This window comes from Arthrobacter sp. CMU6 (assembly GCF_059090205.1).
Window position 1 is genome coordinate 153246 of record NZ_JBNHFL010000008.1, and the last position, 13414, is coordinate 166659.

Sequence of the window (13414 nt, forward strand, 5' to 3'; positions counted from 1 at the left end):
GAAATGGGGCAGGACACCGACGGCGGGACCCACTCCCGCCGTATCTGGTCCGGCTGTATCTAGTCCCGCCGTATCCGGTCCGGCTGTATCTAGTCCCGCTGTTTAGGGTCCCGCTGGGCGGCACGCCGTCCCCGCCTGGTCGCCGGCGGCGCAGAGGCGTCGGCGTCTTCCCAGCCAGCCACCGCCGCGGCGGCGGCGAGCGCGCCGGTGTCGTCGACGTCGTCGGCTGTTACGGCGGCACGGCCGCCCGGCCGGTGACCGGCATCCGAGGGCTGCCGGTGCTGGTCAACCGGCCGGTCCTGGTCAGCCGGCCGGACGCCCGTGGCCTTGACCACCAGGACGGCGATCAGCGTGGTGACCGGGATCGCCAGCACCAGGCCTATTGAGCCGACCAGCGTGCGGATGACTTCCTCAGACAGTTCCGCGCTGGTCAGCGCCTCCCCCAGCGGACGGTTGTAGAGCATCACGATGATAAGGATGGGCAGGGCAGCGCCGGCGTAGGCGAATGCAATGGTGTACACGGTGGAGGCGATGTGGTCGCGGCCGATCCGCATAGCCGAGGAGAAGAGCTTCCGGGCGCTCGTGCCGGGCGCGAGTTCGTACAGTTCCCAGACCGCGGAGGACTGCGTGATGGTGACGTCGTTCAGCACGCCGAGCCCGGAGATGATGAGGCCGCACAGGATGATGCCGGAGATGGAGATGTTGTCCGAGATGTTCACGAGCGTGGCGGCGTCGTGGCTTCCCACGCCCGCGAGGTTCGCAGCGTCGGTGGCCCACGCCGCGAGCAGCGCGGTGATGCCCAGCCCGAAAATGGTGCCCAGCAGAGCCGTCGACGTCCGCGCCGAGAAGCCGTGGGCGAAGTACAGCACCCCGATCATGATCACCGTGGAGCCGACGAGGGCCAGCAGGAGCGGCGGCTTGCCCTCCACGAGGCCGGGGAGCATGAAGCTGCCCAGCACAAAGTAGGCGCCGACGAGGCCGATCAGGGCGCGCAGCCCGCGCCAGCGCGCCACGGCTACCACCACGACGGCGTAGAGGATGGCCAGCAGGATGATCGGCATGGTGCGGACAAAGTCCACAAAGATGTACGACGGCGACCCCTGGGCCGCCGGGGCATCGGCGCCTGTGGCGGCCGCCTGGGCGTTTGACAGGTTCAGATAGCGGATGTTGTCGCCCACCTTCACCCCGTGCGACTTGGCAATGTCCGGGTTGATCACCACCTTGACCGGGTTGCCGCCCTTGTCCGGCTCGGTGAACGCGAAGGTGCACTGCGAGCCGCCGTCCGTATTGCCCTGCTGGGCCGTGCCGTCCTGCGCTGAAGAGTCTCCGGCTGTCGCCGGCGTGCAGCTCTCGGTGACGACGCGCTGGATCCGGCCGGTGTCGAAGGTGACACCCGGGGCCGCGGCGTACGGGTTGGCCAAGGTCAGGCCTTCCTTGCTGCCCGAAGGCCACAGCGCCGCCATGGCCGCGAGGGTCAGCAGGGTCAGCGGGATCAGCACCGCGGCCAGAATCCTGTTTGCTTTCCTGCGGGCGGCCATCGCTTCCGCCGTCGGCTCCGAATGCCCTGTGTGACCGTGGGAGTGCCCTGCACCCATCAGCAGCTAAACCTCATGCTTGAACTCTACGGCGGCCGCCATAGGGTTGATAAATGAACGACGAAGTGTCGGAGGATCCAGCAGTGAACCAACGCCGAACTGACCACGAAGCGGTGCTGACGGTTCTGGCCCCGTCCGGCCCCACCCGCGGCGTGGCCCTGGTGCTGCACGGCGGCAAGTCGCACAGCTTCGAGCCCGTCCAGGCACGGCACCTGAGCCCAGCGCGGATGGTGCCGTTCGCCCGCCACCTGCACAGCGCCGGCCGGAAACACGGCCTGGCAGTGTGGATCCTGCGGAACAGTGTGCGCGGCTGGAACGGCCAGGACATGACCCCGCTGAAGGACGCACGCTGGGCGCTGGCCAGGATCCGCGCGGAGCACCCGGGCGTGCCCATCTACCTGCTGGGGCATTCGATGGGCGGCCTCACAGCTATCTGCGCCGCGGACGAACCGAACGTGGACGCCGTGGTTGCGCTGGCTCCGTGGCTCGATGATGCCACTCCCGTTTCCGTGGTCGCCGGGCGGAAAGTCCTGATCGTCCACGGGGACGAGGACCGGTGGACGAGTCCGTTGTCCTCACTGCGGTTCGCGCGGCGGGCGGCACCGGGAGCGGCGGAGATGCGGTACGTCTCGCTCCGCGGGGCGGGGCACTTTATGTTCAGGCGGGTCCGGCTGTGGCACCGGCTGGCCACCGGGTTCCTGGTGAAGGCCTTCATGGAACGGATCGGAGTTCGGGGGGCAGCGCCCTCCGCGTCCGCCGCAGCCCTGGACAGGGTGCTCCCTCCGTCCGGCGAGGCACTGCCGCTGGTCCTGTGAGAACCGGTCCTTTGAGAACCGGTCCTCTGGGAATGTGAGGCGAGCACTTTCATGAGCCTGTTTCCGCTGGAGGCATTCGTGGCCAGCCTGCCGTGGACGGCCCTGGGCGTGGTGCTGGTGCTCGCCGTCACCTATGCCGTGGCCGTCGGCCAGAAGCGGCATTCGGTGATGGACGTGGCGTGGGGTCCGGGTTTTGTGGTTGTCGCAATAATCTCCTTTGTCCTCTCCGCCGGGGAGGGCGACAGCGGCCGGCGGGTGCTCCTGCTGGTTCTGACGGGCCTCTGGGGGATCCGGCTTGGCACGCACATCGGCCGCCGGGCGCGTGGCGGCCATGAGGACCCCCGCTACGTGGCGCTGCTCCAGGGAGCACGCGGGTCCCGGAACGCCTACGCCCTCCGCCGCGTCTACCTGCCTCAGGGCCTGGTGATGTTCTTCGTCTCCCTGACCCTCCAGGTGGGCATGTTCGCCACCGGTCCGCTGGGACCACTCACCGTGGCGGGTTCGGCAGTGTGGCTGACCGGGTTCATCTTTGAGTCCGTGGGCGACCGGCAGCTGGAGCAGTTCAAGAGCGATCCGGCCCGCAGAGGTACCGTCCTGAACACCGGGCTGTGGCGCTACACGAGGCACCCCAACTATTTCGGCGACGCCGCCGCCTGGGCGGGCCTGTTCCTCATTGCGGCGGAGTCATGGCCCGGCGTGCTGACCGTCCTCTCCCCTGCGCTGATGATCTGGACGCTGGCCGCCAAGACCGGGAAGCCGCTCACGGAGAAGGCCATGTCAGGCCGCCCCGGCTACCGTGAATACGTGCAGTCCACCAGCGGATTTGTCCCCTGGCCGCCGCGGCGGCACTGAAGGCTTCGGAGGAACGTATGCCCTGGACCCCCGCCGCCAGCGACCGCTTCTACCGCTTCCTCGTCCGGATCGGGCTGTTCCTGCGGTGGCTGTTCCGGATCCGCCTGATCGTCACCGGACAGCAAAACCTGCCCGGCGAAAAAGCAAGAAGTGGCGACACGGCCGCGAGGGCGGTGCGGCCGGGCCGGGGTGCCGTCGTCGCCATCACCCATTTCAGCTATTTGGACTTCGCCGCTGCCGAACTGGTGTTATGGCGGCACAACCGCGGGCAGCTGCGGTTCATGATCCACCAGGGGGCCGCGGACCACTGGCTGGCGGGTCCTTTCATCAGCGCAGCGGGCCAGGTGGTGGTGCGCCGGGGTTCGGCAACGTCGGCCTACGACGACGCCGTGGCCAGGCTCCGGGCCGGTGAATACCTGGCAGTCATGCCCGAGGCCGGCGTGAGCCGCAGCTTCAAGGTCCGCGAATGCAAAACCGGGGCCGTGCGGATGGCAGCCGAGGCGGGCGTGCCGCTCATCCCGGTCTCCGTCTGGGGCGCCCACCGGATCCTGACCCGCGGCAACGGCCTTCCGCTGCACCGGATCCGCCGCGCGCCGGTGCGGGTGCATATCGGTGAGCCGGTGCACCTGGCTGCGGGTATCGACGCAGAGGCTGAAACGGCGCGGCTCCGCAGGACGCTGCAAGCGGGCATCGACGCCGCCATCGCCAGCTTTCCCGTGGCGGCGATGCCGGGCGAGTGGTGGATGCCGGCGGACCTCGGTGGCGGCGCCATCTCGGAGGCGGAGCGCCAAAGGCTCGATGCGGCCGATCTGGCGGGGGACCGCCGTCGTACTTCCCAAACAACAGCGGGTCCCGACGGGAACAGACCAGGTACGTAGCAGCACAGGGCGTTCCCAGGCCTGGGAACGCCCTGTGCTGCTACCCGGATGGGTCAGTCGGAGACGACGTACGTCTCGGAGCCCTGCCGGCGGGCCTTGCCCGCTTCCATCAGGGGCCCGACGACGGCGCGCAGCGCTGACATTGAATCGTCCACTTCCATGAGCACCGGATATTGGTACGCGATGAGGGCCAGGAGGTCACGGACCGCGGCCTCGGCCTCGTCGGCGTCCAGTTCCGGCTCGTGCCCAAGGAACACGTCGGAGGGGTGGTCAGAGTTGCCTTGCGCGTAGCTGATCGCGAAGGCCTGGATCCTGCCCTTACGGCTTGCCGGCACGCCGGCTCCAAATGCGCTGGCTTTCGGGGCGCGCAGCACGATGGCGCCGTGCGCGCCGCTGAGCTCATCCAGGAACAGCCGCTGCACTGTGCCGATGCCCAGTTCGCCAGGGCTGTCCCAGCCGTGGACGGACGAGTAGTACCGGCCCACGACATCGGACAGCTCCACCGAACCGGTGGCCAGGTCCTCGATACGTTCCGACGCCGCTTCCTCGGAACCGTCACCGAAGACCGGCAGCTTCAGGGCTGCCGGCTCCACCACGACGAGCCGGGTGTGCTGGATCGGGGTGAGCCCCGCCGCCTCCGCGAAGGCGGCGCCAGGGGTGCCCGGCTCCACCTTGCAGCGCAGCCGGGTAACGCCCGACGGCGAACCCTCGGCTTCGCGGCGCAGCATCATGAGCAGCGTGGAACCGACGCCTGAGCGGCGGTGGTCCCGGGCCACCTCGACGTACACCCAGAGCCGCTCCGGGTGCAGGCTGGCCTCGTGGACCACGCCGGCGGCAACCGGAATGGCCACGCCGTCGACGACGTCCTCGGCCACGATGCAGCGCCGCCACGGCGTGTTACTGGAGGGCGCGAGGGTGCCACGGAACTGCCCCGCCTGGACGGTTTCCGGGTCGCCCCAGACTTCCAGCAGGGCGAGGTCGTCTCCCTCGCGCCATTCGCGGTATTGGATCGCCACGGGCTAGGCGCCGATCAGCCGTGCGGCCAGGTAGCCCTCCACCTTGTCCAGGGACACGCGTTCCTGGCTCATGGTGTCGCGTTCGCGGATGGTGACAGCCTGGTCCTCGAGCGTGTCGAAGTCCACGGTGATGCAGAACGGGGTGCCGATCTCGTCCTGGCGGCGGTAGCGGCGGCCGATGGCGCCGGCGTCGTCGAAGTCGATGTTCCAGTTCTTGCGCAGCCGGGTGCCAAGTTCCTTCGCCTTCGGGGAGAGGTCCTCGTTGCGGCTGAGCGGAAGCACCGCGGCCTTGACCGGGGCGAGCCGCGGATCCAGCTTGAGCACGGTGCGGACGTCCACGCCGCCCTTGGCGTTCGGGGCCTCGTCCTCGGTGTAGGCGTCGATGAGGAAGGCCATGAAGGACCGGGTCAGGCCGGCGGCGGGCTCAATCACGTACGGGGTGTAGCGCTCGTTGGTGGCCTGGTTGAAGTAGCTGAGGTCGGTGCCGGAGGCCTTGGCGTGCGTGGAGAGGTCGAAGTCGGTGCGGTTGGCGATGCCTTCGAGCTCGCCCCATTCGGAGCCCTGGAAGCCGAAGCGGTACTCGATGTCCGTGGTGCCCTTGGAGTAGTGGCTGAGCTTGTCCAGCGGGTGCTCGAAGAAGCGCAGGTTCTCTTCGCGGATGCCCAGGTCCGTGTACCAGGACATGCGCTCCTTCATCCAGTACTGGTGCCACTCTTCATCCGTGCCCGGCTCCACGAAGAATTCCATTTCCATCTGCTCGAATTCACGGGTGCGGAAGATGAAGTTGCCGGGGGTGATCTCGTTGCGGAAGGACTTGCCGATCTGGCCGATGCCGAACGGGGGCTTCTTCCGGGACGTGGTGAGCACGTTGTTGAAGTTCACGAAGATGCCCTGGGCGGTTTCGGGACGCAGGTAGTGCAGGCCCTCGTCGCTGGCCACCGGCCCCAGGAACGTCTTCAGGAGGCCGGAGAATTCCTGCGGCTCGGTCCATTCACCGCGGGTTCCGCAGTTGGCGCAGGCGATGTCCTTGAGGCCGTTCTCGGCGGGGCGGCCCTTCTTCTCCTCGTATTCCTCTTCGAGGTGGTCCGCACGGTAGCGCTTGTGGCAGGAGAGGCATTCGACGAGGGGGTCGGAGAAGACCTCGACGTGGCCGGAGGCTTCCCATACCTGGCGGGGCAGGATCACGGAGGAGTCCAGGCCCACCACGTCCTCGCGACCGCGCACCACGGACTGCCACCACTGGCGCTTGATGTTTTCCTTCAGCTCGGCACCGAGGGGTCCGTAGTCCCACGCGGAACGCGAGCCTCCGTAGATCTCGCCGGCCTGGAAAACGAAACCTCTCCGCTTGGAAAGGGAAATGACCTGGTCGAGGACGGATTTTGCTGCCATGGGGAACTCCAATTTCTACAGGGCCGCTGGGTGCGGTCCGCGGTGTCTCTGGCCCTGGACCGCGGCTGGATGCCGGGCGGGGGCGTGTGAAAGGGAAAACTGTGCAGGAAGCTGCGAGTCCTAGCCTACCGGGAGCTTCCTCCGGAAGGCGCCCCTCACCTCCGGAAGGCGCCACGCGGCCAGGGCAGGGTGGCCACGACGATGGAGGCGAGGGTCAGCAGGGTTCCCAGGACAGTGGCGGCCTCCACCACGGTACCCGGCGTTGGCACCAGCAGGTCCAGGCCCAGCGAGCCCAGGAGCTGCCCGGCGATCATTCCCAGTCCGGTCACCAGCACGCCGAGGCTGCGAACCAGCAGCGCGCCCAGGCCGATGAACACGCAGCCCATGGGCCCGCCGAGGTAGTACCACCACTCCCCCGGCAGGGGGTTGGGCGGCCCGGCGACGGCCACCTTGATGGACCAGGCAACCCACAGCACGCAGGTGCCGGCGATGAAGTTCACCAGCGTGGCCGCGATCGGCGTCCCGTAGTGGACGGTGGCAGTGCCGTTCATGGCCTGCTGGAAGCTCATCAGGAACCCGGCGAGAACCGGCAGGATGACCGGCAGCAGGAGTGCTGTGGGATCGGCCGCCCCGCCGGCGGCCGCACTCCCGGCCGCGCCTGCAGCACCAGCCCCACCGCCTGCGAACCGGGGCGACACCGCCCAGGAGACAGCCGCGATGGTGAGGATGCAGCCGATGACGCGGATACCGGTCACTGACTTCTTGCCGGCCGGACCGATGCCCAGGCGGTCCACGAGCAGGCCGCTGAGTGTCTGTCCGGTGACGGTCGCCACGGTGAAGAGAGCGATGCCCAGCAACCCCACGGTGAATGACTGTGCGAAGACGAAGAAGGCGCCGATGCCGCCGGCGAGCGCATAGTACGGCGGGAAGCGGCGTTCGCGCAGGGCGGGCAGGATCTGGGCGAGGCCGGCGCGCCCGCGCGGAGCCAGCAGGGACACGATGACCATCACGATCAGTCCGGTGCTGAAACTGACGACGGCAGCGGAGATACCATCCCCGAGGCGGGCACCAAGGGCCCCGTTGATACGCCCCTGGACGGGGATGGCGAGGCCGGAGGCAACAGCCATCGGAAGGCCCACGGCAAGGGGCAGCCGGGGTGCATGGGTCATTCGTTTCACCTTACGTCAGGCATCATTACTGGTATGAGCAACCCGGAAATCGAAGAGATCCCCATCCGCGACGCCATGATCCGTTTGGGCCAGCTCCTGAAGCTCGCCAACCTCGTGGAGGACGGCGTGGAGGCAACGGAGCTGATCAAGAACGGCCTGGTCAAGGTCAACGGAGAGATCGATGACCGGCGCGGCCGGCAGCTTCACAACGGGGACACCGTGACGGTGAACGGCCAGACCGTCCGGATCAGCGCTCCCCAGGCGTAAAACCTATTTGCCGCAGGAGGACGCCTACTTGTTCAGCACCTCGTGGGTGAGGAACTCGGACACGTGCCCGATTTCCTGGGCGTTGATGCCGTGCCACATGCCGGTGTAGAGGACCTTGGTCAGCTTCACGTGCTTGCGAACCCAGCCCATCGTGTATTCGATCTTGTCCGGAGTGATGACCGGGTCCTGCTGGTCCCTGCCCCAGAACAGCGGCACCGTTCCGTCCAGTTCGGCGTCGCGGAACTCGCCGTCGGAATCCGCATTGACCACAAAGCCTGAAAGTCCGACGACGGCGGCAAAGTCAGCGGGCCGCTGCCGAAGCAGCGTGGTGGCCATGGCCATGCCCATCGAGAACCCGAGAAGGGTGACGGACGGGTGGTTGCCCTTGACCGTGTCCAGCCAGTCCAGGACGTACGCTGACGCAGCTTTGACGGCGTCGACTGAATATTCGATCGAGCCGGTCAGCGGGAACCAGGAAAAGCCCGGTCCCATGGCGATGGGTGCACGGACCGATGCCACCGCGAACTCGTCCGGGAGCATGTCGGCCAGGCTGAGGAGGTCCTGCTCGTTAGCGCCGTAGCCGTGCAGCAGGACGAGCAGTGGCTTGCCGGCCCTGGCTTCCTCAGGCTTGGACCACAGAACAACGGGGGCAGGAAAGGCGTCGGCTAAAGTCATGGCTCCATTCTTACAGTTACCCACCGGTAACAACCTACGGTGGCGTAGCCGGACGGTGACGGTACAGGATGGGAATGTGAGCACAACCGAACCCTTGCAGCAATCCCCAGAGCCCGTTGGGAAAAACCGGCCTGCGGGCCGCCACCCGTGGAGCAGGTATGTGGCCATGGGCGATTCCTTCACCGAAGGCATCGGCGACCCCGAACCAAACAGCCCGGGCGGCTACCGCGGCTGGGCGGACCGGGCGGCGGAAGAGCTGGGGCGCGGCCATGAGGATTTTGCCTACGCAAACCTTGCCGTGCGGGGGCGGCTGCTGCAGCAGATCATCGACCAGCAGCTGGCGCCCTGCCTGGCCCTCAAGCCCGACCTGGTGACGTTGTCCGCCGGCGGCAACGACCTCATCCGGCCCGGCGGGGATCCGGACGCCCTGGCCGAACGGCTCGACCCGGTGGTGCAGACCCTGGCGATGAGCGGCGCCACCGTGGTGCTGTTCAACGGTCCGGACACAGGATCATCCGTTCTGGGGCGGATCCGCAGCAAAGTGGCCATCTACAACGAAAACCTCCGCACCATCGCGGCCCGGAACGATGCGATCATCGCCGACATGTGGTCGCTCCGGCAGCTGAAAGACCCGCAGATGTGGAACGAGGACCGGCTGCACTTCTCGCCTCTGGGCCACCACACTATCGCCGCCATGGTGCTCGAAGCCCTGAACGTCCAGCACAGTCTGGAGCCGCTCGCGCCAAAACCCCTGCCGCTGCGAAGCTGGCGGGAGGCGCGCACCGAGGACCTGGTCTGGGCGCGGGAGTACTTTGTGCCGTGGGTGGTCCGGCGCCTGCGCAACCGGTCCTCCGGTGACGGCATCACGCCCAAACGGCCGACGCCGGGACCCGTGTTCGGCCCGGGTGTTCCGTTGGGTTCGGGTGAAGGACCGCTGGGTCTGGGTGAGCCGGTCCGGCACTAGCCACTGGGGTGCTGGGGCAAGCGGCTGGTTGGTGACTGAACTGCCAAAGGTGAGGAGCGGCGTCGGGCATGGAACCCCATGAGGTGCTGCGGACCCGGCTGGCCGGCCAGCAGCTGAGGGAGCCGCGGGCGGCCACGGCGGAGGATGCCCTGAAAAACCTGCTGGCGGTCCAGGCACAGGAGTATCCCTATGCGCGCTGGTCCCTGGCCCAGCGGACCACCGGCGCCACGGCGGCCGATGTGGAGCAGGCAGTTGCCGACGGACGGATCCTCAGGACTCACATCCTGCGGCCCACCTGGCACTTTGTGCACCGCGATGACCTGCCGTGGCTCCGGGCTTTGTCCGCACCACGGCTGCACCAGGCGAACGCAGGCACGTACCGCAGGACCGGGATCGACGCCGAGACCGCCGCCAGGAGCGCCGACATGCTGGCGGAAGCGGTGTCAGGCGGGGTGCACCTCACCCGTGAGCAGCTGGCTGCCAGGCTGCAGGGTGCCGGCTTCCCGGCCAAGGGACTCACCCTCGCGTATCTGATCATGCATGCCGAAGTCAGCGGGGTGCTGGTGAGCGGCGCTCCCGTCCGCAGTGCCGGGGGCGCGCTGCGGCAGACGTACGCCGCGTTCGATGAGCGCGTGGCAGGCGCCCCTGCCGCCGTGCTGTCGCGGGAGGAATCGTTGGCGGCGCTGGCACTGAGGTATTTCGGGAGCCGCGGGCCCGCCACTGTCCGGGACTGCGCGGATTGGTCCGGACTGACGATGACAGATGTGCGCAAGGGGTTGGCGCTGGCGGACGAGATCGCTCCGGGCGCGATCGTTGCCGCCGGCTTCGACGGCGCCGAATTCCATCTCCGACCGCCGGAGTCTGGCGGCGAGGGACCAGACCTGGGTGAGGCAGCATGGCCGGACGGGGAACCGGCGCAGGCGCCTGCCTGGGATGGGCGGCCGCAGATGGACCTGGTCCAGTGCTACGACGAATACATCATGGGCTATTCGGTCTCCCGGCATTATTTCGGCGGAACCGCACCGGCGTATCCCTTTGGCGACAATCCGATGCATGTGGTCCTGCTCGACGGGGTGCTGGCGGGCTCCTGGCGGCATTCCCTGGTCCGCCGGGGGTCCGCCGCGGAGCGCTGCGAACTGGACATCCGGCTCGCCCGGCCGCCCGGACAGGAGCAGGAAAACGCAATGGAGGCGGCAGTGGCAAGGTACGGGGACTTCCTCGGCATGCCCGCAGCCCGGATTTCGGCGGGCACCTGACTTCCAGTGCGGACCTCGTGCGGACCTCCGGTGACGCCGTGCGCTGTGGGCATAAGGATCCCGGCACGTTATCCGGCGGGACTAAGCTGGAATGGACACTCACCGAGAGGCCCCACCGTGTTCGACTTGTTTTTCTGGATCATCATTCTGGCCGTCCTGGTTCCCATGGGCATGCGGATGTACCGGCGGTCGGTCCAACAGCGGAACCAGGGGCCCGGCCTGCCCGGACAATACCCCGGCCAGTTTCCCAACCAGGGTGACGACCAGTTCGGCAACCAGCCGGGCAGCCCTTTCGGAGGCCCGTTCCAGGGCCGCCCGGACAACCGGCCCCGGGACGGCTACACGCAGCAGGACTACTTCAGCGGCGGACTTGGGTTTCCCCAGCGCGGTGGCCGGGAAGAGCTTCCTCCCCTGAATCAGCCCTACCCGGAGCAGCAGTATCCGCCGTACCCCCAGCCCGGCCCGAACCAGCCGTACCCCAACCCGCCGTCTCCGGGCCAGGCCGGTCCCAACCAGGCTGGTCCCGGCGGCACTGGTGCGCCGTCCTGGCAGCAGGGGCCTGTTCCCTATGAGGACAGTCCGGAGTACCGCACCAACCCTCCACAGCCTCAGCAGAATGCGGCCCCTCCCACCGGCCCTGCACCCTCGACTCCCCCGCCGCCTTCGGCCCCGCAGGGGTTCCGGGCACGGAAACTGGCTGAGCTGGACCAGCAGTACAGCGACGGCAAGATCTCCATGGAGGAGTACATGTCCCGGCGCAATGACATCATGAACGGCTAGGCGCAAAAGGCTAGTTCCGCTTCGGCCGGGCGTTGACCGATAGCTACCCGTTGACTGTCAGGGTGACCGGGGACGCCGTCGCCGGTCCGCCGCATCCGGTGTTCTTGCCGGTCGCCTGCCAGACGAGCGACAACCGTTTCTCCGCGAGGGTCTTGCCGGCAGAATCAAAAGCGCGAACCGTTACCGACCCGGGCGAGTCTTCGAATCCGAATCTCCAGGCATCGGCGCCGGTCCTCTCGACCGAGATGTGGCGTTCGACCGGGCCAAGTCCGCGCGGGAACCCCAGACCGTTGGCCCCGGTTGGACTTGGTGTTGCCGTTGGAAGTACCGGCTGCGGGGATGGGCGGGCCGTTACCCGGGAACATGCGTCCGGGGTGCAGACCTGAACCCAGGCGACGTTGGCGGTGTCCCCGTCCACGGTCACAGTGACAAAGTTGAGCCAGGCAATGGTCGGGCAAGTCCTGGCGCATCCCGTCACCTGCAGGACCACCGACAGCAGCAGTCCGAGGCATGCTGCGGTTCTCAGCCGGGACATGCGGCCAGCATAGATCCCGCCATGCCTGCAGGACAGGTGCCCGCAGCATAGGTGTCCGCCGGATAGATGCTACGCAGCGAGCGGATCCTGATTACCCTCACGCTTTACGGACTTGGCACGGTGAAGCAGCTCCCGTTTGCGGCCAAAGCGTGTGGCTATATTCGGGGTCCCAGCCGCGGGCGGCGGTGCAGTGGAGTGGCTGGTCCGGGTGGTAATTCCGGGGTTTTCGGGCAGGCCGGGGTTTTCGGGCAGGCCGGGGTTTTCGGGCAGGCCGGGGTTAAGGCCGTTGAGTATGGCTTGGATTTGTGGTGGCCAGTGGGGTGGTTCCCAGTCGGGTTGTTCGCTGGGATAGTGGCGGCCGGTGGGTGAGGTCCAGCCGGGCGGGTCGGTGGCGGTGGCGGCGGTGGGTGCCCAGGCGGAGCCGTGTTTGAGGCGGTGGTGTTTGGGGCAGGGTTGGCCGAGGTTGCTGATGCCGGTGGGTCCGCCGCGTGCCCAGGCCAGGAGGTGGTCGGCGTCGTTGTCCAGGGAATGGTTGTTGCAGGCCGGGAACGTGCATTTGGCGTCCCTGAGCCGGAGCCATTGCCGCAGTGGTTTGGGGATGCGGTAGCTGGTCCGCCCGATCTCCAGGGGTGCGCCGTCGCGGGGGTCGGTGAGCACCCTGCGGAATGACGGTGCCTCGGCGACGAGTGCACGGGCCATGGAGGGCGGGATCGGCCCGTACCCGTCGAGCAGGGCCGGTTCCTCGGTCAAGCCGAGCAGGGAGAACGCCGGAACCGTGACCAGGACCTGGGCCACCGGGGAGGGCACGCCCCCGGCCGGCACCAGGCCTTCCCGTGCCTTGTCAACAGTACCGCCGCCGGTGCGGCCGCTCCCCGGGCCACCCGCTACGTCGCCGGACCCGGTACCGTCCGGCGCCCCCTCGACGATTTCACCGGTGATACTGACCGGCGTGGGTTCCAGGCCCGCGGTGAGAAGCCAGGTTGCTGCGATGTCGGCGCGGAGCTGGGTGAGGGTCCTGGCCTCGGCCGGTCCCTGCATGGCCCGGGCGGCGGCGGTGGTGCGGTCCCAGATCCCGGCCGCCTGCGCCGCAGGCAGGTAGGCCGAGAACCAGGCCATCCCGTCCCGATCCGGGGCGTACTCCACCCGCCGGTCCGCCGCCGAGCGGGTGTGGCGTGTTTCGATGCTGACCCGGTGGTGCCGCTCCCGCCAGGAACGGACCTTCG

The 13414-nt window shown here is 68.0% G+C and carries 14 protein-coding genes; 7 read left to right on the forward strand and 7 right to left on the reverse strand.

The genetic code is table 11. The features are described from left to right. Window positions 1–89 precede the first annotated feature (89 nt). Complete coding sequence (locus tag AC5RWD_RS07870) at window positions 90–1538, reverse strand: YibE/F family protein (protein WP_494019475.1); 1449 nt, start codon at window positions 1536–1538, stop codon at window positions 90–92. A gap of 110 nt (window positions 1539–1648) precedes the next feature. On the opposite strand from AC5RWD_RS07870, the gene AC5RWD_RS07875 reads away from it, so the two are divergent. The 3 genes from AC5RWD_RS07875 to AC5RWD_RS07885 are packed head-to-tail and all read left to right on the forward strand — an operon-like array spanning window position 1649 to window position 4140. Next, window positions 1649–2410: an alpha/beta hydrolase gene (locus tag AC5RWD_RS07875; RefSeq protein ID WP_494019476.1), complete on the forward strand. Its 762-nt coding sequence runs from the start codon at window positions 1649–1651 to the stop codon at window positions 2408–2410. A 51-nt stretch (window positions 2411–2461) separates the two neighbouring features. Then, window positions 2462–3262 (forward strand): DUF1295 domain-containing protein, encoded by an 801-nt coding sequence (locus AC5RWD_RS07880; protein ID WP_494019477.1) that lies wholly within the window; start codon window positions 2462–2464, stop codon window positions 3260–3262. Window positions 3263–3279: 17 nt separating this feature from the next. Next, window positions 3280–4140 (forward strand): lysophospholipid acyltransferase family protein, encoded by an 861-nt coding sequence (locus AC5RWD_RS07885; RefSeq protein WP_494019478.1) that lies wholly within the window; start codon window positions 3280–3282, stop codon window positions 4138–4140. 53 nt (window positions 4141–4193) lie between these two features. Here AC5RWD_RS07885 and AC5RWD_RS07890 read toward each other — a convergent pair whose 3' ends face one another. The 3 genes from AC5RWD_RS07890 to AC5RWD_RS07900 form a co-directional block, all read right to left on the reverse strand. Continuing rightward, window positions 4194–5156, reverse strand: a complete 963-nt coding sequence (locus tag AC5RWD_RS07890) for a GNAT family N-acetyltransferase (protein ID WP_494019479.1) — start codon at window positions 5154–5156, stop codon at window positions 4194–4196. Between the two features lie 3 nt (window positions 5157–5159). Beyond that, window positions 5160–6545, reverse strand: a complete 1386-nt coding sequence (locus AC5RWD_RS07895) for a glycine--tRNA ligase (protein ID WP_494019480.1) — start codon at window positions 6543–6545, stop codon at window positions 5160–5162. Window positions 6546–6700: 155 nt separating this feature from the next. Further along, on the reverse strand, window positions 6701–7714 hold the full coding sequence (locus AC5RWD_RS07900; protein ID WP_494019481.1) for a DMT family transporter: 1014 nt from the start codon (window positions 7712–7714) through the stop codon (window positions 6701–6703). Between the two features lie 33 nt (window positions 7715–7747). On the opposite strand from AC5RWD_RS07900, the gene AC5RWD_RS07905 reads away from it, so the two are divergent. Continuing rightward, window positions 7748–7981, forward strand: coding sequence for an RNA-binding S4 domain-containing protein (locus AC5RWD_RS07905; protein ID WP_494019482.1), 234 nt, complete (start codon window positions 7748–7750; stop codon window positions 7979–7981). A gap of 24 nt (window positions 7982–8005) precedes the next feature. On the opposite strand, the gene AC5RWD_RS07910 is transcribed toward AC5RWD_RS07905, so the two are convergent. Next, entirely contained in the window at window positions 8006–8656 is a 651-nt protein-coding gene (locus AC5RWD_RS07910) for an alpha/beta hydrolase (protein ID WP_494019483.1), read from the reverse strand. A 166-nt stretch (window positions 8657–8822) separates the two neighbouring features. On the opposite strand from AC5RWD_RS07910, the gene AC5RWD_RS07915 reads away from it, so the two are divergent. The 3 genes from AC5RWD_RS07915 to AC5RWD_RS07925 all read left to right on the forward strand — a co-directional run bounded on the left by AC5RWD_RS07915 (window position 8823) and on the right by AC5RWD_RS07925 (window position 11656). Continuing rightward, window positions 8823–9620, forward strand: a complete 798-nt coding sequence (locus tag AC5RWD_RS07915) for an SGNH/GDSL hydrolase family protein (RefSeq protein WP_494019484.1) — start codon at window positions 8823–8825, stop codon at window positions 9618–9620. A gap of 68 nt (window positions 9621–9688) precedes the next feature. Continuing rightward, entirely contained in the window at window positions 9689–10876 is a 1188-nt protein-coding gene (locus tag AC5RWD_RS07920) for a winged helix DNA-binding domain-containing protein (protein WP_494019485.1), read from the forward strand. 117 nt (window positions 10877–10993) lie between these two features. Beyond that, window positions 10994–11656, forward strand: coding sequence for a hypothetical protein (locus AC5RWD_RS07925; protein WP_494019486.1), 663 nt, complete (start codon window positions 10994–10996; stop codon window positions 11654–11656). Window positions 11657–11699: 43 nt separating this feature from the next. On the opposite strand, the gene AC5RWD_RS07930 is transcribed toward AC5RWD_RS07925, so the two are convergent. Together AC5RWD_RS07930 and AC5RWD_RS07935 are read right to left on the reverse strand one after the other, a co-directional pair. Next, window positions 11700–12191: a hypothetical protein gene (locus AC5RWD_RS07930; protein ID WP_494019487.1), complete on the reverse strand. Its 492-nt coding sequence runs from the start codon at window positions 12189–12191 to the stop codon at window positions 11700–11702. Between the two features lie 69 nt (window positions 12192–12260). Then, window positions 12261–13414: HNH endonuclease signature motif containing protein (locus AC5RWD_RS07935; protein ID WP_494019488.1), on the reverse strand; the 1154-nt coding region annotated here is incomplete at its 5' end.